Consider the following 23,084-nt stretch of genomic DNA (forward strand, 5'->3'; position numbering starts at 1 on the left):
CAGCAATAGCTTTCTTTATTTGATCAATTTCTTTCTTTGCGTTAGCTACATCAGCGCTCACCTGAGTAAGCCCTTGGGAGGTTTCTTTTACTTTTTCGCCGACATCGGCCAACTCGGCCGAAGTTTCTTTTTTCAACGAAGCCAAAGATTCGGCTTTGGTACTCAGTTCTGTCAGAGCATCTTGTCTTCCATGTAAAACTTGTGCACTCTTATGAGCTGACAGCCAGTTGTCTAGTTTGAGTTTCTCTTGTTCTTTGACGCGAAGAGAATCCTCGCCGGTCTTTAAATTTATTGCCGCCTTTTTTTCCTCTTCCTTGGCGGTACTCGTTCTTTGGATCGCTTCCTTTAAATTCGAATCTTGGATCTTTAATTGAGAATCCAGTTCTGCAACTTTCTTTAAAACCTCCCTTAACGCCTCATTTGCAGATTTTTGTCTTTTAACCGCCTCCCCGGCTTGCATTTCGGAGGCCTTGGCGCTGTCTTCTGACCTAATAAGGGTTTGGATTTGGGAGGTGACCAGCGGAAGCTTCTTTTGCAAATCTGCTAAACCGTTCCTGCTCTGCGATAAAAGATTAAAGGTCGAGTCTAATTTTTGGGCTTTTTGGTTGGCTTCTAAGGTCTGCTTAACTTGCTCCATTTCCTCTTTCTGCGCATCCAATGTTTCTTTTTCACTCTGCAGTTTTTGGAGATGCTGAGTTTTATCTTCGAGGTCTTTACGCCATTCCAGCTTCTCGCCGATTTCCTTCCTTAACCTTTCCAGGTCTGCCAAACTAGCGATCAGCTGCTTGAAAGAGTCTTCTTTAGCTTGTCGCTCCTCAGGAGTGAGAAGTGTCTTTTCCTTCAGTCTGAGTTCTAGCCCTTCCAGCTTTCTTCCCTCTTCTGCTTTTCTTTCAAAAGTCTTGCTTGATATGGTTCTGTACTCTTCAGTGCCGGTAACCTGCTCCAAAATCTCGGCCTTCTCTTTCTCTTCAGCTTTAAGAAATGCCGCAAAATCTCCTTGAGCCAAAAGAACGGAGCGCCTGAATTGCTCGTAAGAAAGGCCCGTGACTTGCCGAATGAGTTTGGCTTTTTCTTTTACCTGTTGTGCGATCGGCGTCCATGTTTCAGCTTTAGGGTCAAATTCTTCCAACCTCTGTTCCGAGGCCTGTAAATTACCGTCAACCTTTCCCCTGGCTCTTCTTTGGCTCCAAGTAGCACGATAGAATTTACGGTTCGCTTCAAATTCAACATTGGCCGAACACTCTCCGCTTTCTTTATTCATGACTTCGTTGGAAGTGGCGGACTGGATGCCCAACCTTGGAGTCTGGCCGTATAAAGCAAGTGCTATCCCGTCGAGAATCGTAGACTTGCCGGCACCTGTCGGCCCCGTAATCGCAAAAAGACCGGAGTTCTGATAATTCTCGTCTTCGAAATCAATTGCCCACTTACCTTTCAAAGAATTGATGTTTTCGATTTCCAGTTTTTTTATTCTCATTCTTCTCTCCGACTAGCTTCCTGATCTGATTTCCTGAAGGATTTCCTGATAACACTCGTGCAGCTCTCTTATTTCTTGTTTCTTTTCTTCGTCCAACTCTTCTGCACCTGACTTTAAGCCGTAGCAATCTTCCAAAAGCTTCTCAAAAACGCTTTCCGGTGTCATTTCATGGACGAATTCTTCAGTAACCATCGAGCTTAAGTAATACTGTTTCTTGGCTAAATCCCGAATATGAACAACTTCAACCGGAGTGCCCTCAGCAATGTTTTTAAGACGCCCTGACAAATCTTTTGCAGGCATCGTGCCCGTGTGTTCTGCTCTGACAAGACAGCGTTCTCCTTTCCGAACCAAGTCTCTGAGCTTTGTTTCTAACTCTTCCTGCGACCCTGTTATCAATGAGAGCTTCTCGAATTCCGGGACATTCAGATTTCTTACTTCGGCTTTACCCTTCTCAAAATCGACAATTCGGACAAGTTTCTGCTGACTGCCCTCTGAGAAATCCAAAGCAATAGGTGAACCACTGTAGTTGCGTGAGATATCGCCTCCGACAGTTTGCGGCTTATGGATATGACCCAATCCGACATAATCAAGCTCTGCAGGCAATATTGTTTTGGGAAGACGACCTAATGAGCCGATATATAGCTGCCGTTCCGAATCCGAGACATCTGCCCCTGCAACAAAGAGGTGTCCCGTTCCGATCAAAGGAACCTTTTTATCACCGCGTACTCGTACCCCTTCTTGTACTACGGAGGCAAAATGTGCTTTTGTAGATTCAACTATCAGCTCGTCTCTGCCTGAAAGTTCATCATCGCGACCCATTACATAAAGGTTCTTTTCTTTTAAAAACGGGATTGCGCAAACAACCGCTTCAACCTCTCCTGACTCTTTCCTTATCTCGATGACTTCTTTTTTCGGATCGCCTTCAGCCTCACCTACCACATAAATGTTGAGGAATTTAAGAAGATGTTCGGGTGCTTCAAGAAAAGAAGCCGAGTCGTGATTACCGGCAATTACAACAATATTGCGGCATCCGGTCTTGACAGCTCTCGCAAGAAATTCGTAATAAAGTTCTTGAGCTTCGTGGGAAGGCATTGTGCCGTCGAACACGTCTCCGGCGATTAGAAGCAAGTCAATCTTTTCTTCTTTTAGGACTTTTAACAGCCAGTTCAAAAACTGTACAAAAACCTCTTTTCTCGGACGATCTGCAAGCTTCTTTCCGAGATGCCAATCTGAAGTATGAAGTAGTCTCATCGTTATTAACCTTGGTTCGAGCAATCTGCTTCAAATCATTTTACGAGCAATCTCTGAATTTCGTGTAAACTGGCCTAATAAAATCCTAGGAAAATACTATTTATATTTATTTTCATTAAGTTAAGAAATTTAGACAGTAATTTTAAGTTTTTTTACTGTCAATAATTTGACCCCTTCAGTTTAATATTTTCAGAATAATCTAGGCCTTTAGGCAGTCCTAAAAACTCCAACACATAAGGATCTTTGATAAAAGAGCGCAGATACGTTCTTCAGAAAGAGCCGATTTCTGTGGAGTAACTTGGTTGGGCAATATTCTCTGGTAGTCGCTTGCGCTTATATTCCGGTCCGGTTCCTTGACACGCCACGGACATGAGTAGGCCTCATTGAGATAGCACACTATTACATTTGGTTCAGACACTCACATTCTCAGGAGGTTTTGCGCGCCAACTCAATTTGCTACACACTGTGTCACAAATCTCGAAATCAACCTTAATTTCGGCCTTCTTCTTGCTACCTCATAAACAGCTAACGCTCTGCTCCTATCTCCTTCTGTTTTGCTAAAAGCTTCAAGAGATGCTATTTCCAAATTGATACAACATCCGGCGCAAAGCGAGAAATTAATAAAAATAGCCCTCCACAACCAAACTTTTTCCAATTACAATTAATCGAAATAAAGAAATATGAATGATTATCTGTAAAGCCCACTTTCTCGGCGGCTTTCTCTTAGATTCTCAAATTTTTAAAAAGACGTCAGACTTCCAAAGATCTGATTTTTAGTGATATTTAATAATTGCAGGGCGTTCTGCCCTAATGTTCATATGGAAACAAAACGCACTCGTCGTTCATTTTCGCCAGAATTTAAAAAACAGGCAGTCCAAAGAGTTTTGCTCTTAAAAGAGCCGGCCGCTAACGTTTCAGCAGAGCTTGAAATTAAGCCGGAAACTCTTTCAAAATGGATCAAAGATTACGAAAAAATGGTTGCCGAAGACCCAAGTTATGCGGCAGCCAGCGCCCCAAAACGCCCGGTAATAAAATTAGCTAAAAAGAAAACCGCACCGGAAACAAATGAATCCTTGGAAGTTCAACCCGAAAATCCCGTAGCGAAAGAATCAGTTCCGACAGCTCCGGTTTTCGAGCAGGTTGAAACCAAAGTCCAAGAAGCTCCTGTCCCAGAATTTGTACAGCCTCAGGAACCAGCCGTAGAACCGGTTGTCCTCACTGTTCCGGTTGAAAACGCCGCTGCAGAAGTCCAACCTGTATCAGAAAACCAGGAAGTATCCGGAGCCCCGGCAGCTGATGATATCAATCCAAGAGCTCAGCAAAATGAAAAAGGTTTCGGCTTACGCAGACAAGGCAAGCAGTTCCGAAATCAACGCCCTAACCGCAACGAAAAGAATCAGCCTAAACCGAACCAGGAATTTATTCAGCCGACAATGACGGTAAGTGAGTTTGTTGAAGAACCGTCTGCCCCTGAAGAACCTCCAAAACCGAAGAGACCGGTTCCCAAGGCTTCCGAAGGCCGTTCTTGGAGAGTAGCTCATGCTTTGGATCAACGTCCGAACTACCGTGAAGAAAACGAAGAACACGGTTACGTTGACGAGTTCTCCATTCCTGCAGAAGACTTAGAACAAGTCTGGCAGATTTTAAGCATCATGCAGGAAAAAGCCGACACTCGCGCCTTTGCTGAAATGGTTCATCAAAAGGGTCTAAATATTCCTGACGAAGTGCTCGAAAATCCAAGAGTACCCACAATGCAGGGCCCGAACGTTCCCAACAAGCCTTGGTTGAGAAAGATGAGACTGCATCCGGCCGCCGAAGAATTCTTCCAAACTACTCCGGATTACGCTAAAGCCGTATACGAAACTTACGAAGGTCTTGATATCAGACTAGACAAGAACAGTGAAGGTACTCCAATTCTCTCCGTAGAAAGAACGCCAACCGGTTCCAGAGAAATCACTATCGACTTCTCCAAGTTTGATCGCTTTGTTGACGACTTCTATGGTGATTTCGTCAGAGACTGCAAAAAAGTCATGATGGAATTGAATCCGAAAGAATATCCGGGACTCAATGCTTTTATTCGTATTCCAGATGAACCGATGTGGAATCCGAAATTATGGGCCGGTGTCCGCACTTTCACTTGGAATGACGGCGAATCCCTGTCTCAAGCTTGGATTAGATACGCCAACTCCTTGAGAAGAAACAATCGTCCGCATCGTTATTAAGGGCTTAAAGCTTATGCTTTGAAAGCGTGAGCAGCAGTCTACAAACTCGGTAAAGGTTTATTTTTTCTTTACCGAGTTTTTCTTTTCCTCGATATCCGTCGCATCCTCTCCTTTGGACCTTTACCTGTCCTTTTCTTTACAAGCATTTTCTCGGCTTATTTGTTTCGCTCAAGGTACCGAAATGGGCGACACTGGCATATTTTTTGCTTGTCTTTAGTTGAGGTGCTTATGACTTAAAACAAAAGAAAAGGAAAGAAAAATGGAAGCAACACTTAAGACCGGACTTAGGAACCCTAATGTTCTTGAATGGGGAAAATGGAAGAAATTCGGCTTTATCAGCGCCTTTATTGCCTTAACCGTTATTTGTCTCCTCCCTGAACAGCCGGGACTTTCTGTTGCAGGCCAACGCATGATCGGAATTATGATTTTTGCCGTCATTCTTTGGTCGACTTCCGCAGTCTCCTATCCCGTTTCTGCAGGTCTCATCATGACCTTAACAGCGCTCTTTATCGGCTTTTCTCCAGGCACCAACCCGGATCAGATTATAGGGACAACCGCCGGAATGAAAATGGCTCTCGTCGGCTTTTCATCGCCCGCATTCTGCCTGGTTGGTGCTGCTCTTTTTCTTGCCGCAGCCATGACGATTACGGGACTGGATAAAAGAATTGCTTTGTTCGTTCTGCACAAGGTTGGTGCTGAACCAAAACGGATCGTCCTCGGAGTTATTCTCTGCGGACTTATTCTTTCCTTTTTCGTTCCATCCACTACTGCCCGTGTGGCCTGTTTAGTTCCAATCGTTATCGGTGTGATTCAGGCTTTAAATCTGCCGATGAAATCAGCCTTTGCCGCAGCACTCATGATTACCGTCGCTCAAGTGGACTCCGTTTGGAATATCGGCATCAAAACTGCAGCTGCTCAAAACATGGTTGCCGTCAATTTCATCCGAGAGATAACAGGCACTGACATTACTTGGATGAACTGGTTCATTGCAGCCGCACCATTTGCCGCACTGTTGTCCGTTTGCTTGTTCTTCCTAGTCTGCAAGTGTTTCAATGTTGATTCAACAAAACTTGAGAGCTCTTCTGAAATCATCGGAGAGAGACTTCGAGAACTCGGCCCGATGAGTAAGAATGAATGGAAGCTTCTCATTGTTTCCATCATTCTGCTCTCTTTCTGGGTATCCGAAAAAACACTTCATCAGATAGACACCACAACAACGACCGTCTGTGCTATCGCTATTCTTATGTGCCCAGGAATCGGCGTCATGAATTGGCAGCAGACAGTCAACAAAATTAATTGGGGGACGCTGCTTCTATTCGGTGTTGGAATCTCTCTCGGATCGGCCCTCCTCTCCACTAAAGCGGCTCAGTGGCTTGCCGATATGATTGTGTTAAGTTTCGGCCTTGAAAACTCCACAACTTTCATGATTCTTGCCGTAATGGCAATATTCTTAATCGTTATTCACTTAGGATTTGCCTCAGCGACAGGTCTTGCCGCCGCTATCATCCCAATTATTATTGCCGTTCTCGGAGCACTTAAAACACCGGGAGTTAATATCATTGGTATGACGATGATTCTTCAGTTTGTAATTAGCTTCGGCTACATCCTTCCGGTTAATGCTCCGCAAAACATGATTGCTTATTCCACGGGAACTTTTGAAGTGTGTCAGTTTGCGAAATTCGGTTTGATGTTTACATTAGTCGCTTACGGCCTGTTATTGGTGTTGGCACAAACGTATTGGAAGTGGCTTGGCTTAGTCTAGTTGAACACTCAATCCCGATAAAAACGTCCTTCCGGCAGCCAATTCGGAAGGACGTTTTCCTTTGAAATTAAATTCTCTTTGGGATTATGAAGATTAAGCTCTTAAGCCTCTAAGATATTCCGCCGCGGCCTGAGGAGCATTCTTACCTTCTCTGGCGGTAATTCGAACAATATCTTCTGCAATAGCAAATCCATCACAGAGTCCTTTGAGCTCATTGATGAGTTCTGCTGTGACCTCACCCAACCCCACTATGCACGGCAGTTCAGGGTTAGCTTCTTTTGCCAACTGAACCATCTTAGTCACGTTGGCTTTGAGGACATCCGCGGAGACCGGGCCTAGAGCGCCGATACAGTAAAGATAACCTTTCGCTTCCTTTGCAATAAAACTGATTCTCTTGCCGGATGTCGGTGCCACTGTGAAAATAAAATCAATTCCGTACTGGCGGCAGAGTTGTGAGAACTCTTCTCTTTCTTCATAAGGGACATCCAATAAAGCCAAGCCGTCAATGCCGATTTCCTGACACTTTTTCAAAAATGCCTCAGTCCCGTAACCGAAAACCACATTGGCATAAGTTTTGAAAACCAACGGGATACTAACTTCTTTCCTGAGCTCACTAACCATTTCAAAAATCTTGTTAGTTGTTGTCCCGTTTGCTAAAGCACGAACGTTAGCCTCTTGACCCAAAGGACCCTCTCCTGTCGGATCAGAAAAGGGGATTCCCAACTCAACTAGGCCGGCACCGTTCTTAGCTAATGCTTTGACAACTTCTTTTGTAGTCTCTAAATCCGGATCACCGCATGTCACGAAAGGAACTAAAACTGTCGGTGCCGCAAATGCTTGTTTAATGCTACTCATTGATGTCTTCTCCTTTATATCTAGCAATTGCCGCACAGTCTTTGTCGCCGCGGCCCGAAATATTGATAACCATGATTTGGTCTTTGTCCATGGTGGGGGCAAGTTTTAATGCGTGAGCAACCGCATGAGAGGATTCGATTGCAGGAATGATGCCCTCGGTCTTGGCTAAGTATTCGAAAGCATTAACCGCTTCATCGTCTGTCACTGCAACGTATTCGGCTCGGCCGATATCATGGAGATAAGAGTGTTCCGGCCCTACTCCGGGATAATCCAACCCGGCAGAAATCGAGTAAACCGGTGCGATTTGACCGAACTCGTCTTGGCAGAAGTAACTCTTCATGCCGTGAAAAATACCTTCCCTGCCAACAGAGATAGTTGCGGCTGTCTCGGCCGTATGGATGCCTCTGCCGCCGGCTTCGCATCCGATTAATCTCACGCCTTCATCATCAATGAAATTGTAGAAAGCGCCGATAGCGTTACTGCCTCCGCCGATGCACGCTAAAACAGCATCCGGAAGACGTCCTTCTTTTTCAAGGATCTGCTCTTTGATTTCTTTGGAGATAACAGCCTGGAAGTCCCTGACGATTTCCGGGAAAGGATGAGGGCCCACTGCAGAACCGAGACAGTAATGGGTATCATCCAGACGTTTAACCCATTCTCCCATTGCTTCGTTAACTGCATCTTTAAGCGTTGCCGTTCCCGATGTAACCGGAACAACCTCACTTCCCAACAGTTTCATTTTGTAGACGTTAAGGGCCTGTCTGACGGTATCTTCCTTACCCATATAAACAACACACTCCATCCCTAAAAGGGCTGCAGCAGTTGCAGTCGCTACACCATGCTGACCTGCACCGGTCTCTGCAATCAAACGGGTTTTACCCATTTTCTTGGCAAGCAGAGCTTGTCCGAGAACGTTATTGATTTTGTGAGCTCCGGTGTGATTAAGGTCTTCTCTCTTTAAATAAATTTTTGCTCCGCCTAAATCTTCCGTCATACGTTTTGCAAAATAAAGTCTTGACGGGCGACCTGCGTATTCATTCAGAAGTTCCTGAAGTTCTCTGTTGAATTCCGGATCATTTTTGTAATGCTCATAAGCTTCTTCAAGCTCTGATGCTGCGTTCATCAATACTTCCGGAATGTACTGACCACCATGTTTTCCGAAACGGCCTTTACTCATTGTTGATTCCTTGTGATTCTTTTCTTAAAAAGTTGCTTAACTTACTGATCGACTTGTTCAGCTTGGACGCTGAAACTTTTCTCGGTTTCTTACGGCTTGACTAAGTCTCTTTTGGTCAAGCCGCCAGAATGTGAAATTCGAGACTTCTCCGGCATCTACGCCATCGGAAAAATTCTTCATGGCAGATTTCTCTTAGCTGCTTGGTAAGTTTTGAAGCTATCGTTTCTTCCAAAAGAAAACTCAAGAAGGAGAAAGAAAAGAGAGTGACAACTTTGTCCTTAATACAAAGTCCTCTTTCCTTCGAACATGTTGTTTGGCACATGATTGCTCCTCTTTTTGAGGGCAATCAAAAACCCGCCCTCAAATAAAAATTCCGTAAAACTTTTATTCAAGGACGGGCTGTTATTAGCTCGCGGTGCCACCTTGTTTCATAATTGACCTGAATTTATACAAGTCTCTTATGCACTTTACAGGGAACCATCATTCCCTTGGGTAACTAACGTATCCCTTCACGTCGCAGAATACTAGGTTGTCAAACCGTTCCTTGCGCCCTCAGTGACCCATTATGCAAGTCTGCGTTCTGCTCGGATCTCAGCTGCCCGAACTCTCTGTGAGTGCACAACAAGCTTTACTTTCACTTCATAGGTTTAAATTTGATAAGTAGATTACCAAACAAAAAAAAGGAAAAACAGAAATCTCCGCATTAATTTCTTCAAGATTGTCCCGCTTTGGTGTTTTCGATGATCTCGCTCTTCTCTACCTTAACAAAACCTCCGGACTCTCTCCAGCTCTCGATCCAGCCATTCAATAAAATTGAGTCTTCAATCTCAACGGTCAGTTCGAAATTTCCGTTATCAAGCTGAACAATTTTCTGGGTCGGATTAAACGGCGTTTCTTTCATGTTCACGGCAGTTATGGGATTGGTAAATTCAATCTTTAATTGGACTTTGCTGCCGCTTCCGTAATTAAAGTGGTTGTTCTTCACGTAGGACTTTAAATTAAAGTTTTTGGGATACTCGGCCTGCATGTCCACGATTCGAACATCTTTCATACGATGAAGAGCAAAATGGCGCAGTTCGCCGCTCCCAACGTACTCACAAACTAGATAAAGCCGCACTTCCTGCTGGACTAGTCCTAAGGGAGAGACTCGAACCTGCTTATCTTTTCCGTCACTGGTGGTGTAACTGATGTCAAGCTGTTTGCCTTCGAAAAGTCCGGCAGCAACTTCATTGAAAATACGAGTGAGGATCTTCGGAGGCATCATGGGAATGGAGCCGGAGACAACCGCAACCTTATCCAGCCATTTTTGACGGAGCTTGTCTTCGCTGCCCCGGCCTGGATCGTCTGACTCAGAAAACAAATAATCTAGAGAATTACTAACTTCAGGCGGAAGCTGATATTTTAACTGCTCTTTGGCAAGGTTAAGAAGCAGTTTAGCGTTGTTGTCCAGCCTTAAGGTCTCAAGGCTGGTGACTGTTTTCGTTCTTCTATATCCGAAGGGTTTAGAAGAACTATCGCACATGATTCCGCAGTCGGCCTCAACCAACTCTTTCAAATACCGCTGAAAAGTCCGCTTGTTAACGGAGAATCCGGAATTCTCAAGGACCGTCAGCAGCTCTGTGCTAGATATTTTTCGATCAGAGGGAATCCTTTTCAGAATTTCTAAAAGAAGCCTTACTTCCCCAACTCCTGTAGTGGTTCTTGCCATATTTTCTTATCCGAACTTAGTTGTAGAGGATATTTTACCTGGCCAATAGATCGATTAGGTGGGTACATTTTTTTTATCGCTATGGGCTCCAGGAAAAACCTATATTCTGGCTCCATAAATAAAAACTCCCGCGATAATTCCTTCAAGGCTTCATCAGCGGAAGTTTTTGTTTAGTTGTTCAAATTAGGCGTTCTGTTCAATAAATTCTTTAACTAATTGAACATTTGCCGGCATATCCACGACCTTTTGCGGCTTTTCTAATATGCCTTCATATCCGTTAGGAACCGGGGGTTCAAAGCCCACTGCCTCAACGATAGTCTTTCCGAATTTAGCCGGAAGAGCGGTTTCAAGACAAATTGTTTTGACGCCGTCAATCTTCATCTTGTAGGCGGCATTTAAGCCGTCTGCCGTGTGAGGATCAACCAAAAACTGATGTTCGTTCCAGGTCTTTCGGATTCTCTCGATGCGTTCCTCATGAGTGCTGCGGGCAGAGCAAACTCCGCTAGCCTTTACACGCTCCCATTCGGGGCCATCCAACAAGAATTCACCTTTGGTCTTCAATTCATTCCAAAGTTCGCAAACTCTTTCCGGATCTTTGCCGCAGATGTCGTAAACATAACGTTCAAAATTAGACGCTTTGGAAATATCCATGGATGGAGAACTTGTCACGTAAGTATGAGCAGAATCTCTGACCTTATAGCGTCCGGTCTTGAAGAACTCGTAAAGGACATCATTCTCGTTGGTTGCGACGATAAGCTGTCTAATCGGCAAGCCCATTTGCTTAGCAATCCAACCGGCTAAAACATCACCGAAGTTTCCGCTTGGAACAGAAAATGCAATTTCCTCATCCTCACTTTCTGTAGCCTGAAGCCAGCCGCTGAAGTAGTAGACGACCTGTGCAGCGATACGGGCCCAGTTAATGGAGTTGACGGTTCCGATGGAGTATTTGGTTTTGAATCCCAAATCAGCCGAAACAGCTTTCACGATATCCTGAGCATCATCGAAACTTCCTTCGACGGCAATGTTGAAGATATTGCCGTCAAGCAAAGAATACATCTGAGCTCTTTGGAAATCGCTCATGCGGCCTTTCGGAGACAGCATGAATACTTTGATGCCTTCACGGCCTCTCATCGCATATTCAGCTGCGCTGCCGGTATCTCCGCTCGTTGCACCGAGAATATTGAGCTGTTCCTGACGTTTAGACAAAACGCATTCAAACAAAGCGCCAAGGTACTGCATTGCCATGTCTTTGAATGCCAACGTCGGGCCGTTGGACAACTCAAGAATGCCGATTTCTTTGTCAAGCCAGACTAGAGGCACAATCTTCGAAAAATCCGTTCCCTCTCTGCCGTGGTCATAAGTTTCCGACGTATAGGTGGACTCGCAAAGATGCGCAATTGTTGAGCGGTTCATGTCTTTGGCAAACAAGGCGGTAACGGCCGTTGCCAATTGAGCATAGTTCAAACCTCTCCACGACTTCAGAGTTTCTTTAGAAACCTGAGGATATTGGACGGGCACAAAAAGTCCTCCGTCCTTGGCTAGACCTTGGAGAATGATCTCTGTATAGGTGGCGGCAGGAACGCCGCCTCGTGTAGAAACGTACTGCATTAGTGAAGTTCCTCTTTACGCAGCAAGACAATTGGTCCGCGAACACTGGAAAGTTCCTGCATGGTTCTGATAGCCTTCTGAACGTCGGCTTCCTTAGTGGTATGAGTCATCATGATGACTTCAGTCTGATGGACCTTCTGAGGAGCTTCTTTCTGGATCAAGGACTCAATGGAAATCTTGTTGTCCGCGATGATTCTAGTGATTTCAGCCAATACGCCCGGTTTATCTTCCACGGGAATTCTCATGTAATAAGAACAGACGGTATCTCCGAAATCAGCCCATAGATTAGCGTTATGTTTTGCGTCAACGGTCGGCATCTTCGGTCTTTCAGAGACATCGACGGAAGCTGTACGGGCAATGTCAATCAAGTCTGCAATAACGGCACTTCCCGTAGGTTCGCCGCCGGCGCCCTTACCGTAGTAGAGAGAACTTTCTGCGGCATCGCCTTTAACGACGACAGCATTCATTGCTCCTTCTACATTAGCTAAAAGTCTTCTGTTCGGCACCAAAGCAGGATGAACACGAACTTCAACGCCGTAATCCGTATTCTTAGTGATACCGAGCAGCTTGATTCTGAAACCGAGCTCTTCTGCATACTTGATGTCTTTAGCTTCAAGCTTGCTAATGCCTTCAATATGAACTTTCTGCATATTGACAGGAACTCCGAAGGCAATAGCTGCCAAAAGCATGATCTTGTGAGCAGTATCGATACCCTCGATATCAAAAGTCGGATCGGCTTCCGCATAGCCTAACTGCTGTGCTTCTGCCAACACGTCTGCAAAACTTCTTCCGGTATCACGCATAGTAGAAAGGATGAAGTTGCAGGTACCGTTGATGATGCCGGCGATCCATTTAACATCGTTAGCGGCAAGACCTTCTCTCAAACCCTTAACGATAGGAATAGAACCTGCGACGGCAGCTTCAAATGCTACGTTGACGCCCGCCTTCTCGGCAGCAGCAAAAATTTCATTACCGTATTCAGCCAAAAGAGCTTTGTTGGCGGTAACAACATGCTTGCCTTTAGAAATGGCTTCAAGAATAAGAGAACGAGCCGGCTCAATGCCGCCCATTACTTCGACCACGACGTTGATGTCGGGATCGTTGACGATGTCTTTCCAATCGGAGGAGACGATAACGTCTTCAGCAACGAGCGGAACGACTCTGGCGGTATTTCTGGCAACGACTCTCTTAACGGAAATATCCGTACCGGATCTTTTAACGATCAAGTCCTTGTTTCTTTGAAGAACATCGTATGTTCCTTTACCCACATTGCCGAAACCGGCAAGACCAACTTTAATTGAAGTTGCCATTCTCAGTTATCCTTATTTCTTTGAAGATTTAGAGGTTTTTGCTGGTTTTGCCGCCTTTTCCTTTGCTTTCTTTGCTGCAGGCTCTGCTTTAGCGGCTGTAACTTTTTTGCCTTTTTTCTTTAATCCTTCAGACTTAGTTGTAATGTGCGGAACCTCTTCCGGCTTAAGCGTAACTTTTGGCTTTGCATTAGCTTCAGCTTCAGAAGGCATATGAGCGCCTTTCCAGCGGCGAGTAACGCTCTGACGCTTATGAGAAGCGGTTTCAAGCAGACCATCTTCAATAAACATCTTCTTGATGCCGCGCAACGCCTGTCTGATACGGTCAACGTTTTCAATCAGAGCAATACGTACAAAACCCTCGCCGTATTCACCGAAACCGACGCCGGGAGAAACAGCAACTTTAGCCTTGTCCAACAGGTGGTTTGCGAACTCAACGCTGCCCATCGGTTTGTAATAATCCGGTAATTCTGCCCAGATGTACATGGACGCCTTCGGATTTTCGACCATCCAGCCGATTTCGTGAAGGCCTTTAACCATCACGTCTCTTCTGTGTTCGTATTCTTTTCTTACTTCTTCCACACAATCTTGAGGACCGTTCAAAGCTTCGATAGCACCAACCTGAATAGGAGTAAATGTTCCGTAATCGTGATAGCTCTTAATTCTTGTCAGAGCGGCAACCAAATCTTTGTTACCGACCATGAAACCGATACGCCAGCCAGCCATGTTGTAGCTCTTACTCATGGTGAAGAATTCAACGGCAACATCACGGGCACCCGGAACCTGCATAATGGAAGGAGCCTTGTAGTCGTCATAGACGATATCAGCATAAGCCAAATCATGAACGATGTAGACGCCGTACTTCTTAGCTAAAGCAACCAATCGTTCGAAGAAGCTGATATCAACGCACTGAGCGGTCGGATTGCTTGGGAAACCTAAAATCATCAGCTTAGGTTTCGGAGTTGTTTCAATAACAGCTTTCTCAAATTCGGCAAAGAAGTCTGTTCCCGGAGCCATCTTCACGCTGCGGACGTCAGCACCGGCAATAATTGCGCCGTAGATATGAATCGGATAGCTTGGGTTCGGAACCAAGATAGTATCGCCTCTGTCCAAAGTGGCGAGCATCAAGTGAGCAATACCTTCTTTAGAACCAATCGTAACGATAGCTTCTTTATCCGGATCAAGATCCACATCAAATTTGCGCTTGTACCAATCACAAATAGCTTTTCTCAGACGAGGGATACCTTTAGAAGCAGAATAGCCATGGGTTCCCGGACGCAGAGCGACTTCAACGAGCTTATCGACGATGTGCTTAGGAGTGTCTCCGTCAGGATTTCCCATGCTCAAATCGATAATATCTTCTCCTCTGTGTCTTGCCGCCATCTTCTTCTCGTTAGTGATATTGAAGACATAAGGAGGAAGACGTTTAATACGTGGAAAATCATTATTCATTTAAGGATCCTTCGATTTTTTGATTACCTGGACCTGCGTCCAATCCATTGAGATCTTATGAATTTACCATTATGACCGATTCAATAACGTGAATTGGATGGATTTTCAACAAGCAGGCAAAAGAAAACGGATCCGAGAGAATTTTCACGGATCCGTTTTCTTTTGAATTGAAAGAAGTTTACAAAACGTCAGTTGCGTAATCTGCAAGTCTCGAACGTTCGCCTCTTTGCATAGTGATGTGACCGGAGTGTTCCCAACCTTTGAAGCGGTCAACAACATAAGTTAAACCGGAAGAACCTTCGGTTAAATAAGGCGTATCGATCTGAGCAATATTGCCTAAGCAGACGATCTTAGAGCCCGGGCCTGCACGCGTGATCAAAGTCTTCATTTGTTTCGGCGTCAAGTTCTGAGCTTCATCAATAATGACAAGCTTGTTCATGAAAGTACGTCCTCTCATGAAACTCATAGATTTAATGCGGATTCGAGAACGAATCAAATCGTTGGAAGCTCTCCGGCCCCATTCGGAATCATTTGCACTTCCTCTGTTGAGAACTTCAAGGTTATCGTCGATAGCGCCGAGCCAAGGCGTCATCTTCTCTTCTTCGGTACCCGGAAGGAAACCGATATCTTCGCCGACGGAAACCGTCGCGCGAGTGACAATAATCTCATTAAAGCGTCTCATTTCCATTGTCTGGGTCAGAGCCGCCGCTAAAGCCAAAAGGGTCTTACCGGTACCGGCCTGCCCTAACAAGGTCACGAAATCAATTTCCGGATCCATCAAAAGACTTAAAGCAAAACCTTGTTCACGGTTTCTAGCCCTAATTCCCCACACGGAATTTTTCTGAGAGGTGTAATCAGGAAGAACTCTAACTATCGCAGTGTTTCTGTCCACGCTCTTAACCTGACCGTAGAACGGTGTCCCTTCTCCCTCGTGCCAAATAAATTCATTGACAATGAAAGAAGAAACAAGAGGTCCGGTAATTTCGTACCAGGTATAACCGTCTTGCTGCCAAGATCTCAAATTCTTTCCATGAGCTTCCCAGAAGTTTGCAGGCAACTGTTTTGTTCCGCTGTAAAGAATATCGCTGTCTTCAATCATCTTGTCGTTGAAGTAATCTTCAGCCTCAAGATTGAGAGCAGCGGCCTTCAGGCGCATATTGATATCCTTGGAAACAAGGATAACTTGCTCAGACGGACGGCTTTCCTTTAATCCTCTGACAACGGCCAAAATTTGGTTATCTGCCTTTCCTGCCGGAAGCATCGGAAGCTGAGTAGAAAAAGGCGTCGTTTGAACGTAGAGTCTGCCGAGGCACTCTTTACTGCCGAGCACGGAAAGAGGAATACCTTCCTCAATCGGACCTTCAAGATGCTGAAGGATTGCATCCAACGTTCTGCTGACCTGTCTGGCATTGCGTGCCACATCGGTCATGCCGCTCTTATGGTTATCGAGCTCTTCCAATGTAATCATCGGAAGGTAAACGTCATGCTCCTCGAAACGGAACATACTTGTCGGATCATGAAGAAGGACATTGGTATCCAAAACATAGAGCTTGCGACCTTCTGAGGCTCCCGCTTTGCTGCGTTTCAGTTTTGGCTTGTGATTGTTTTCAGACAAAGATGGAACAGGAGCAGCCTTGACAGCTTTTTTAGCTGCACGGGCAACGACTTTCTTTTCTGTGCCCTGAGCTGCTTCAGTCATAACTTCCGCTGTTTGAGCAGTTACCGGCTCCACAGTGCTCTTGGCCTTAACAGTTCTTTTTCTTTTTGATTTTTCCTGCTTAATTTCAAGCTGAGCCGGAATATCTTTAACAATTGAACCCGGTTTTGTAGGTGCTGAAGGTAATGGCATATTCTTTCCTGCTTTTAATATTTCTTTTAGATAAACCAGGCAGCAATCAAAATCCCGACCATAGTGAAAGCCAAACCAAGCTTGACTACAGTGCCGATTATCATGCCGATCCAAGTGGCAACTCCAACCTTGCCGCTTTTGATCATATCCTGATGGTCAATGAATTCGCCGATTGCCGCCCCAATTAAAGGCATAAAAAGCAATCCCCAAAGACCAGTAAAAATTCCAACGAAGGTTCCGATCATGGAACCGATAATTCCAAGTTTCGTTGCCCCTGCTTTCTTTGCCCCGAGCGACTGTCCGACCCAATCAATAATCAGGCCGATAACAGTCAGTACGCCGATAATGACAATCGGAGTAACTCCAATTTTTTGATAATCATCAATGTATCCGGCCAGCCAAGCTCCGAAGAAAATCATCGGCAAACCCGGAAGAGCCGGAATAATAGTGCCGGCCAATCCGACAATAATCAGCAGCACGGCCACTATCCACAAAATAATACTAAGCCACATATTCCTTTTAATCCTGCGGTTGGTACTCCTCTTGGTACCCGTATGCTTTACTCTTGAATCGAGTAAATTCTCCTTCGAAGATCATACCTATTGTGCCGGTAGGACCGCTTCTTTGTTTGCCGATAATGAGTTCAGCATCTCTTTCATTTCCCTCGACTTTGTTATAAACACAGTCTCTGTATAAGAAAAGAATCAAGTCAGCATCCTGTTCGATAGCACCGGATTCTCTCAAGTCACTCATCATCGGGCGTTTATCGCCGCGTTTTTCCAAATCACGGTTCAGCTGAGACAAAGCCATAACAGGGACCCCCAGTTCTCTAGCTAGGGCCTTGAGTCCTCGGGAAATCGCACTGACTTCAACCGCACGGTTTTCTGACATGACTCCCCCGCTGGTTGCACTGGCCAACTGCAAATAGTCAATAACGATAAGGCCTAATTTGCCGTAACGGCTCTTAAGTTTTCTTGCTCGAGAACGGATGTTCATCACTGATAAGTCGTTGCCTTGATCAATAAGCAGGTTGAGATCCTTCATGGTTTGGACGCCATTGTAGAAACGGCCCCACTGGTCTGCATCCAAACGTCCGGTTTTAAGATTGTCCTGAGGAATTTCTGCAAGGCAGCTGATCATACGGTTAGCGAGCTGATCCGCACCCATTTCCAATGAGAAAATTCCCACCGGCAAACCGTCCAATGCCACTTGAAGAGCAACGTTCAAAGCAAAAGCTGTTTTACCCATGGCAGGACGACCCGCAACAATAATGAGTTCACCATCATGCATACCGTCAGTCATCTTATCAAGATCGGCAAAACCTGTTCGAATACCTCTGAACTGGCCTTCCGGAACCGGATTTTCCATCAGCTCCTTGAGCTGTTCTTCCAAGGTTTTAAGAGCTGCACCTAAAGAAATGAAATCACCTGAACTTCTTTCCAGATCTTCCGAGATAGCCAATACTTTTGCTTCGGCCTGATCCAGCAAGTCCTCGGCCTGCAATCCTTCAGGAGTAAAGGCTTGGGCAGAAATTTCTGACCCTACTGAAATTAGTTTTCTTCGAATAGAACGATCTCGAAGAATTTCTGCGTAGCGAATTAGGTTAGCAGAACCCGGGGAATAGTCTGCCAGACGATTGAGGTATTCAATTCCGCCGGTCTCTTTCTCCTGATTCATTTCTTTCAGACTGTCGGCAACGGTAATGACATCTGCAGGATGATCATTCTCGACAAGTTTAAGGATGTGTTCGAAAATGAGCCTATTGCCATAGTCATAGAAGTCATTGGCATTGATTTTGTCAGAAATGATATCCAAGGCACTGTTGTCGACCAACAATGCACCAAGGATACTGTCTTCAGCCTCTTTTGAGAAAGGAGGAAGTCTCAGTTCTTTTAGTTCATTTGCAGGTGCAGACGGATTTTCCATTTAAATACCTTATAACTACTTCTTTTTATAAAAAATAACTAATCTGTCTCAACCTTCCGGAAGAGACCTGATTTCACTTCATAGCTTACTGACGGATCTTACAATTTCAGCCACCAAAGAATGACAAATGGGCTGTCATCGTTAAGCGATTCTCTTTGAATTTTGTCGAATGATTTGGAAGTGGAACAGGATCATACATCTACAAAAAAACAAAGTCTTTCAGAGCGTTATTTTCGGGTTGCCGCAACAGCTTATTTCTTCCTCTAGTTTTCATAAGAAAACAGCTGAAAGACTTTTATTCAAGAGTTTTTAAGGTGGACTACAGCAGACTAAAATCCGCTGTAGTCCAATCTTACACTCTAGGAAAGTATCAGTTTTCTTCAGTTCAGGAGAATCAAAGGCTAATAAGATAAACGGTTGAGATTACAATGAATAATAATCTCCGCTTTAGATAAAAATTCACTTCCTTTAAAGATAATGAAATCTAGTCCGAGCTCAAAATCCAATTGTCGAGAAGAAACCTCTGACCGGCTCCATAAAACAGAAAATCCTTTCTTAGAATTTCTGGAGAGCATAAGACATAATCTGATCTCTTTTAATCTTCTTGAATGCCGTCAGAACACAAACCACCATTTTAAATATAAGGTTCTGCAGGAAAAAATTAGCCTGGGAGTTATCAACCGCATTTCTTGTGATGCATGCAACTTAAGCTTCCAAGCCAAATCTTTTGAGATTCAGAACCATTGCCTGTTCTTCATTTATATTTTCCGAGGAGACTGCGAGATTGCGGAAGGTAACCAGTCCCCTGAAGATATCCGAGAAGGAGAATTTGTCTTTTACGAGGCACTTCAAAAAATTACTATCAAAAGTGATAAACGAGTCGACTTTATCCTGGCTCTTCTATCCGAACCCTATGTATTGACTCACACGAAACATGATCCAGAGCTCTACTGCGGAAGAATTTTCAAATCCAAAAGTGCAGCAAACAAATTATTTTCTTCTGTCTTGGCGACCACCTTCAAATCTCTTCCTTTCCTCCCGCTAGATACGCATGAATTAGTGCTTGACGGTCTTTTTTCTTACCTTCGTCCCAGTTTCAAAGAACTGGAAGTCAATACTGCCTTGACGACTCAAACGCATCTAGACTTTCTATGGTATAAGGGAAACGAAGTGATAAGAAGAAGATTCAAAGATCCATCTCTTCAACTCAGCGATATCGCCGCCGAACTATCCGTGTCAAAACGATATCTCTCGCAAGCCTTCCGCCAACGAGGAACTACTGTCCACAAACAATTAATGGGTTTCCGCCTAAAACGTGCAAGCGTAATGTTGAGTGAAGAACATTGCCGGCATTTTTCAGTGGAGGAAATAGCAAAAAGAAATGGTTTTAAGCAGATTTCTCACTTCTCTCGTTTATTTAAAGAAGAGTTCGGAATAACTCCTTCAGAAAAAAGAAACAAATCCATTTTTTACTAAATTTTATTCTTGTATAGATAAAAGCTTTTTCTCTTTAAGATAAATAAATACAGATATTCCTTATTAACCATTACATCGTTTTCTCCTACACTAATTCTGCAGACTTTCTGCTTAAACCAAGGAAAGACGATGAAAAAACTACCCCAAATTAATCGTCGCGACTTTCTCACCCTCTTCGGGCTCACCTCTGCAGCAGCGGGTTGCCCGGCGATGGCCAGCGCGATGCAAGCCTCCGATCCAGATAAGCAATATAAAACTTTCCAGGCAACCTGCTCAATGGAATGCCTCCACTGCAATTTACGTGCTTATGTAAAAGACGGTGTAATTGAAAAAATTGGAAATGCAAATGCCTTTGACGGTAAACCTTGTGCCAGAGGTCTTTCTCGAATCAAATGGGTTTACGCCAAAGACAGAATTCTTTATCCGATGAAGCGCGTCGGAGAGAGAGGAGAAGCTAAGTTTGAAAGAATCTCCTGGAATGAAGCCCTAGACACCATCGCAGCAAAAATCAAAGAGGCTATCCAAAAAGGAGGTTCGGAGTCTTTGCTCTTTACATCCGCCTCCGGAAATATGGACAGTCTATTCAACCCTTCTCAGGTTGCCTTCGGTAACTATTTGGGAGGCACTACAAGAACAGCAGGCTCTTTATGTTGCTCAGCCGTTACCGCAACCATGATGCCTATGGTAGGTAAACGTTATGTAGATACGCGTGACACGATTGATCAAGCAAAATACATCATTTGCTGGGGAAACAATCCGCTTGTGACGATGCAGGCTTATTGGCACTATTATTTAAAGGCAAAAGAAAATGGCGCCAAAATAGTTGTAATTGATCCTCGTAAAAATGAAACTGCCTACAGAGCAGACAAGTGGGTTCCAATTATCCCCGGTACCGACAGTGCACTTGCCCTTGGCATGATCCGCTGGATTGCGGAAAATAATCTGCTTGATACTAAATTCTTACAAGAACATACAGGCGCAGGCTATTTAGTTGGAAAAGATGGAAAACTTCTTAGAGAAGATCCTCAAGATCCTAACTCTTACTTAGTGCTTGATACCAAAACAAACAAGTTGGCGCGCCACGATGCCCCAGGCGTAGTCCCGCAACTTCAAGTAAAAGAGAACCCAGAGTACAAAACTGTTTTGACTATGGTTCTTGAACAAGCGGAACCTTGGACTCCGGAAGCTGTAGAAAAAACAACCAGCGTCCCGGCTGCAACTGTCAAAGAATTAGCCCATGATTATGCAACAAGCAAAGCTTCCATGATCGTTAACAACATGGGCTCCTTCCAAAGAACTGAGTTTGGCTCTCAGGCAGTCGGCGGTCAGTACTATCTTGCGTTCCTCACCGGAAATATCGGCAAAGCCGGAACAGGCATATGCGATGCAGGCGGTGCACAGCAAATGGCTAAGTTTGGAGCTCCTATTCCGGCTCCATTAGAAAAACCCAAGAAAGTTGCTCCTATTCCAACCGCAAAACTTGGCGAATATGTCCTAGCCGGCAAACCCAATAAGATTAACTTCTGGTATACCCAGACTTGCGGCATTGTTGGTCAGTGGCCTAATGCCAATAAAGTGATTGAAGCCGTAAAGAGCGTTCCCTTCTTTGTCGTTGCGGAAAGTATCATGACTCCTACAGCGACTTATGCGGATATTCTTCTTCCGGCCACCACTGTCTTCGAATACGACTCTGTAATGGCAGGCACGAGAAACCATTACGTCCAATTAATTGAAAAAGCAGTAGAACCTCAAGGCGAGGCCAAGCCTGACTATGTCATTTTCGGAGAACTAGCCAAGAGACTTGGCTTTGGTGACCGCTACATAGTGCCGGTCGAGCAGATGATCAAAAATGTTCTTAAACCTTCCGGCATTACCTACGAAGAAATTAAGAAGGGTCCCGTCTGCCCGGTTAAGGGTCCTTGGATTCCTTTCAAAGACGGAAAATTCTATACCCCGACAGGCAAAGCTCATTTCTTCTGTGAACCATGGGCAGCCAAAGGTTTCTTACCGGTAGTCACCTATCGTCAGGTCAAAGAAAGTCCTGTCGGCAATCCTGAACTAGCGAAGAAATATCCTCTTATGGCCGTCCAGAGAAAGGTTATTCGAAACATTCACACAAGCTTCCAGAATAATGAATGGCTCGATGAACTCTTTGCAAAAGAACCGACAGTTCAGATGCATACCAAAGATGCACAAGCACGAGGAATTAAGCAAGGTGACAAAGTTGTTGTTTATAACGACAGAGGCCAGCATCCGACAGTTGCTATTGTGAATGATGACATCCTACCTGGCGTTTTATGTCTCGAAAACGGATGGTGGATGGGACAAAACGGATTTAATTCTTCTTCTGTTCTCACCAACGATACTGTTGAAATTCTTGGAACTGGAACCAGTATTTGTTCAACTCTTGTCGATGTTAAAAAGGCGTAATCATGAAAAAATTAGGTTTTGTATTTGATGCACGCCGCTGCAACGGCTGCAGAGCATGTGTAATCGCATGTAAAGAACAACAGAAAACACCGGATGGAGTCTGGCTTAGACAAGTCAAAGAAACTCCAAACCAAATGATGTGGTTAAGTGTTGCATGCAATCATTGCGAAAAACCAGCATGCGTACCAGCCTGCCCTGTTAAAGCTTACACACAAGAGCCTGACGGACTGGTTGTTCAAGATCATGCTAAATGCATTGGCTGTCAAGCCTGTATTGCTGCTTGTCCATTTAAAGCACCGGTCTTTGATCCGGCAAGTAAAAAAGTCTTTAAGTGTGACGGCTGCATCAAGCTTCTGGCCGCCGGTAAACAACCTGCTTGCGTACAAGCTTGTTCGCAAGGTGCTCTTCAGTTCGGTCCTATCACCGAACTCAAGAAGAAATATCCTGAAGCGGTTGTTGCAGGATTTGAGTGGGCCCACAAGTATTTTGGATATCCGGCCAATTCACAGACCGAACCTCATCTTGTCATAGTTCCTCTGAACTAATGTCTTCTTAACTGCAGGGTAAGCCTTCTTAGAGGGCTTACT

15 protein-coding genes and 1 pseudogene are annotated in these 23,084 nt (G+C 44.7%); 5 read left to right on the forward strand and 11 right to left on the reverse strand.

From position 1 onward, the window contains the following. Both RDK53_RS08560 and RDK53_RS08565 read right to left on the reverse strand, forming a co-directional pair. Positions 1-1,474, reverse strand: a 1,474-nt coding sequence (locus tag RDK53_RS08560; protein ID WP_308514175.1) for an AAA family ATPase, incomplete at its 3' end; no start/stop codon positions are given. Between the two features lie 12 nt (positions 1,475-1,486). Next, positions 1,487-2,725 carry an exonuclease SbcCD subunit D C-terminal domain-containing protein gene (locus RDK53_RS08565; protein ID WP_308514176.1) on the reverse strand — a complete coding sequence of 413 codons (1,239 nt, stop codon included), beginning with the start codon at positions 2,723-2,725 and terminating at the stop codon, positions 1,487-1,489. 818 nt (positions 2,726-3,543) lie between these two features. Between RDK53_RS08565 and RDK53_RS08570 the strand changes: the two genes are divergently transcribed. Together RDK53_RS08570 and RDK53_RS08575 are read left to right on the forward strand one after the other, a co-directional pair. Then, positions 3,544-4,947, forward strand: a complete 1,404-nt coding sequence (locus RDK53_RS08570; protein WP_308514177.1) for a transposase — start codon at positions 3,544-3,546, stop codon at positions 4,945-4,947. 259 nt (positions 4,948-5,206) lie between these two features. Continuing rightward, positions 5,207-6,709, forward strand: a complete 1,503-nt coding sequence (locus tag RDK53_RS08575; protein ID WP_308514178.1) for a DASS family sodium-coupled anion symporter — start codon at positions 5,207-5,209, stop codon at positions 6,707-6,709. Between the two features lie 93 nt (positions 6,710-6,802). On the opposite strand, the gene trpA is transcribed toward RDK53_RS08575, so the two are convergent. From trpA to dnaB, 9 genes and pseudogenes are all read right to left on the reverse strand, one after another. Beyond that, positions 6,803-7,564: a tryptophan synthase subunit alpha gene (gene trpA, locus RDK53_RS08580; RefSeq protein WP_308514179.1), complete on the reverse strand. Its 762-nt coding sequence runs from the start codon at positions 7,562-7,564 to the stop codon at positions 6,803-6,805. After that, positions 7,557-8,741, reverse strand: coding sequence for a tryptophan synthase subunit beta (trpB, locus tag RDK53_RS08585; protein WP_308514180.1), 1,185 nt, complete (start codon positions 8,739-8,741; stop codon positions 7,557-7,559). Before trpB ends, trpA begins: the two co-directional genes overlap by 8 nt. Before the next feature lie 712 nt (positions 8,742-9,453). Then, a complete protein-coding gene (locus RDK53_RS08590; RefSeq protein WP_308514181.1) occupies positions 9,454-10,449 on the reverse strand; it encodes a WYL domain-containing protein in 996 nt (331 codons plus the stop codon). Positions 10,450-10,632: 183 nt separating this feature from the next. Then, on the reverse strand, positions 10,633-12,057 hold the full coding sequence (thrC, locus tag RDK53_RS08595) for a threonine synthase (protein WP_308514182.1): 1,425 nt from the start codon (positions 12,055-12,057) through the stop codon (positions 10,633-10,635). After that, positions 12,057-13,367, reverse strand: a complete 1,311-nt coding sequence (locus tag RDK53_RS08600) for a homoserine dehydrogenase (RefSeq protein WP_308514183.1) — start codon at positions 13,365-13,367, stop codon at positions 12,057-12,059. The genes thrC and RDK53_RS08600 overlap by 1 nt, the downstream gene beginning before the upstream one ends. 261 nt (positions 13,368-13,628) lie before the next feature. Then, a pseudogene (gene alaC, locus RDK53_RS08605) lies at positions 13,629-14,816 on the reverse strand (alanine transaminase); the annotation flags it as partial. 178 nt (positions 14,817-14,994) lie between these two features. Beyond that, on the reverse strand, positions 14,995-16,665 hold the full coding sequence (locus tag RDK53_RS08610; protein ID WP_308514184.1) for a PhoH family protein: 1,671 nt from the start codon (positions 16,663-16,665) through the stop codon (positions 14,995-14,997). A gap of 26 nt (positions 16,666-16,691) precedes the next feature. Continuing rightward, on the reverse strand, positions 16,692-17,177 hold the full coding sequence (locus RDK53_RS08615) for a DUF456 domain-containing protein (RefSeq protein WP_277041694.1): 486 nt from the start codon (positions 17,175-17,177) through the stop codon (positions 16,692-16,694). Positions 17,178-17,184: 7 nt separating this feature from the next. Then, on the reverse strand, positions 17,185-18,591 hold the full coding sequence (gene dnaB / locus RDK53_RS08620) for a replicative DNA helicase (protein ID WP_066593611.1): 1,407 nt from the start codon (positions 18,589-18,591) through the stop codon (positions 17,185-17,187). A 1,059-nt stretch (positions 18,592-19,650) separates the two neighbouring features. Between dnaB and RDK53_RS08625 the strand changes: the two genes are divergently transcribed. The 3 genes from RDK53_RS08625 (at position 19,651) to RDK53_RS08635 (ending at position 23,042) form a co-directional block, all read left to right on the forward strand. Then, entirely contained in the window at positions 19,651-20,067 is a 417-nt protein-coding gene (locus RDK53_RS08625; RefSeq protein WP_308514185.1) for a helix-turn-helix transcriptional regulator, read from the forward strand. Between the two features lie 129 nt (positions 20,068-20,196). Further along, positions 20,197-22,497 carry a molybdopterin-dependent oxidoreductase gene (locus RDK53_RS08630; protein ID WP_308514186.1) on the forward strand — a complete coding sequence of 767 codons (2,301 nt, stop codon included), beginning with the start codon at positions 20,197-20,199 and terminating at the stop codon, positions 22,495-22,497. A gap of 2 nt (positions 22,498-22,499) precedes the next feature. Further along, positions 22,500-23,042, forward strand: a complete 543-nt coding sequence (locus RDK53_RS08635) for a 4Fe-4S dicluster domain-containing protein (protein WP_308514187.1) — start codon at positions 22,500-22,502, stop codon at positions 23,040-23,042. Positions 23,043-23,084 lie beyond the last annotated feature (42 nt).

Origin of the sequence: uncultured Turicimonas sp. (genome assembly GCF_902477955.1) — a bacterium.
Lineage (GTDB): Bacteria > Pseudomonadota > Gammaproteobacteria > Burkholderiales > Burkholderiaceae_F > Turicimonas.

Coding starts and splice junctions, on each gene's coding strand:
- RDK53_RS08565 (WP_308514176.1), bottom strand. CDS start 2,725: ATGAGACTACTTCATACTTCAGATTGGCATCTCGGAAAGAAGCTTGCA.
- RDK53_RS08570 (WP_308514177.1), top strand. CDS start 3,544: ATGGAAACAAAACGCACTCGTCGTTCATTTTCGCCAGAATTTAAAAAA.
- RDK53_RS08575 (WP_308514178.1), top strand. CDS start 5,207: ATGGAAGCAACACTTAAGACCGGACTTAGGAACCCTAATGTTCTTGAA.
- trpA (WP_308514179.1), bottom strand. CDS start 7,564: ATGAGTAGCATTAAACAAGCATTTGCGGCACCGACAGTTTTAGTTCCT.
- trpB (WP_308514180.1), bottom strand. CDS start 8,741: ATGAGTAAAGGCCGTTTCGGAAAACATGGTGGTCAGTACATTCCGGAA.
- RDK53_RS08590 (WP_308514181.1), bottom strand. CDS start 10,449: ATGGCAAGAACCACTACAGGAGTTGGGGAAGTAAGGCTTCTTTTAGAA.
- thrC (WP_308514182.1), bottom strand. CDS start 12,057: ATGCAGTACGTTTCTACACGAGGCGGCGTTCCTGCCGCCACCTATACA.
- RDK53_RS08600 (WP_308514183.1), bottom strand. CDS start 13,367: ATGGCAACTTCAATTAAAGTTGGTCTTGCCGGTTTCGGCAATGTGGGT.
- RDK53_RS08610 (WP_308514184.1), bottom strand. CDS start 16,665: ATGCCATTACCTTCAGCACCTACAAAACCGGGTTCAATTGTTAAAGAT.
- RDK53_RS08615 (WP_277041694.1), bottom strand. CDS start 17,177: ATGTGGCTTAGTATTATTTTGTGGATAGTGGCCGTGCTGCTGATTATT.
- dnaB (WP_066593611.1), bottom strand. CDS start 18,591: ATGGAAAATCCGTCTGCACCTGCAAATGAACTAAAAGAACTGAGACTT.
- RDK53_RS08630 (WP_308514186.1), top strand. CDS start 20,197: ATGAAAAAACTACCCCAAATTAATCGTCGCGACTTTCTCACCCTCTTC.
- RDK53_RS08635 (WP_308514187.1), top strand. CDS start 22,500: ATGAAAAAATTAGGTTTTGTATTTGATGCACGCCGCTGCAACGGCTGC.